This window comes from Planctomonas deserti (genome assembly GCF_003067705.1).
Classification (GTDB): Bacteria; Actinomycetota; Actinomycetes; order Actinomycetales; family Microbacteriaceae; genus Planctomonas; species Planctomonas deserti.
Genome location: NZ_QANL01000166.1, coordinates 1 through 552 on the forward strand (window position 1 = coordinate 1; position 552 = coordinate 552).

2 protein-coding genes are annotated in these 552 nt (G+C 67.0%); both read right to left on the minus strand.

Annotated elements, in window-relative coordinates; translation table 11 throughout:
• A partial coding sequence (locus DAI20_RS20090; protein ID WP_205781537.1) for an NHL repeat-containing protein occupies positions 1-327 on the minus strand: 327 nt, incomplete at its 3' end.
• Positions 327-552: TonB-dependent receptor (locus tag DAI20_RS20095; protein ID WP_159085159.1), on the minus strand; the 226-nt coding region annotated here is incomplete at its 5' end. The genes DAI20_RS20090 and DAI20_RS20095, both read right to left, overlap by 1 nt.

Here is a 552-nt window from a genome sequence, read left to right on the forward strand (position 1 = left end):
GAACTGCCCCGGTGCGGTGCCGCTGCTGCCCACGTCACGCAGGTGCTGGCCGGTGCTGCCATCGTAGACCACCAGCTTGTCGGTCGCCTTGGCCGTGGCGATCAACCACAGCATGCCATCCGGAGCGCGCCAGGCCGCCGGCGAATCGATGTTGTCAGCCGGGGTCATCGGCGAAAGGAACGCCTCGGCGATGGTGGTCACCGTGCGCTCGCCGCTGGCCTTCGCCGGCGTCGCGGCCATGGCAGGATCGTTGCCGGCGGACGGTGTGCAGCCGGCGGCCAGTGCAACGGCCAGCGCGGCGGCCAGGGCAGTGATGCCACGCGCCATCACAGTGCCACCTTCAGGCCCAGCGCATAGGTGCGGCCATATTCTTCCATCTGCAGGGTGCGCGAACGCGTGCCCTGGTACAGCTCCAGCGGCTTGTCCAGCAGGTTCTGCGCCTCGAAGTACATGCTCACCCGCGGGGTGAACTTGTAATCCAGCGAGAAATCGAGCTGGGTGTTGGGTGCAACATAGATGTCGAACGCGCGGCCCTTGCCGATGCTGTCCAGG